The following is a 631-nucleotide window of genomic DNA, read 5'->3' on the forward strand; positions in this document are numbered from 1 at the left end:
GCAGGGAAATTCTGACAACTGCACCAAAATCCGAAACGGCAGCCGCGCCCACAGATTCACCCGGTAGAGCAATTCGCGATCGCCAGAAAAAGCGACCCCACAAAATCCCGGCTCTGATTTGATAGCGCCCAGGCTGGCCAACTCTTCGGTGGCAATGGCCTCCAACCCTCGCGCGACGGTGGCAAAATATCGCTCCATGGGTTCCCATTCCTGCACAGCCTCTCAAACCTACCGCAATCCTCCCCCTCTCTAACGCCTGCGGCCAAACTTAGGCCGCACTGCATGAGCCCTCACGCGCCACCATGACAGTGCCCAGCGACCATCCTGGCAACCAACCGGGGCCAAATTGGCTTACGACCCACATGGGGCCTGACTCAAACGTAGTTTTACGGAATATCGCCCGGAAGTTTAGCGGCAATTCATCTAGTTTTGCGTGGATTCTGTGACGCCATTCGCCTCTGGGCAGACGACAATAGAATTAATTTTGGAGAACACCAGCAGGCTGAACGCCGCTCTTGGGGGCAATTTAGAGCGGTTCGTCATTCTGCATATGGCGTCCTTACAGGTGAGATGCCCGATCCTTGGGGGCTTTAGGGTCGGGCTATTTCTTTTTAAACGGATCTGGATGCGT

1 protein-coding gene and 1 pseudogene are annotated in these 631 nt (G+C 55.3%); one reads left to right on the forward strand and one right to left on the reverse strand.

Translation table 11 applies throughout. The annotated features are described in order from the left end of the window. Positions 1-198 (reverse strand): annotated as a pseudogene (locus tag JUK32_RS01930) (THUMP domain-containing protein); the annotation flags it as partial. Between the two features lie 244 nt (positions 199-442). Here JUK32_RS01930 and JUK32_RS01935 point away from each other — a divergent pair. Beyond that, positions 443-631, forward strand: a 189-nt coding sequence (locus JUK32_RS01935; protein ID WP_204137166.1) for a hypothetical protein, incomplete at its 3' end; no start/stop codon positions are given.

The sequence above is a fragment of the Halomicronema sp. CCY15110 genome, from assembly GCF_016888165.1.
Taxonomy (GTDB): domain Bacteria; phylum Cyanobacteriota; class Cyanobacteriia; order Phormidesmidales; family Phormidesmidaceae; genus Halomicronema.